1 pseudogene is annotated in these 221 nt (G+C 53.4%); it reads left to right on the top strand.

From position 1 onward, the window contains the following. Window positions 1-37: 37 nt before the first annotated feature. Window positions 38-221 (top strand): annotated as a pseudogene (locus tag LI126_RS15380) (ABC transporter ATP-binding protein); the annotation flags it as partial.

The following is a 221-nucleotide window of genomic DNA, read 5'->3' as shown; positions in this document are numbered from 1 at the left end:
CGTTTTTCAAGATCCTAAGCTGGGAACGGCACCCCGGATGACGGTTGCTGAAAATATGCTGCTGGCTTCCAAGCGTGGCGAAAAACGTCACCTGATGCCGCGCCGTTTGAAGCAGCGAATGGCAGAATTTACCAAGCTGGCTGCTCAAATGAACAATGGCTTGGAAAATCGTATGACTACGCCAACCGGAGCACTTTCCGGCGGGCAAAGGCAGGCCTTGA

The sequence above is a fragment of the Mediterraneibacter sp. 210702-DFI.5.30 genome, assembly GCF_020560115.1.
Classification (GTDB): domain Bacteria; phylum Bacillota; class Clostridia; order Lachnospirales; family Lachnospiraceae; genus Mediterraneibacter; species Mediterraneibacter faecis.
Note: the sequence above shows the minus strand (reverse complement) of the source record. Positions and strands in the feature narration are given on the sequence as shown.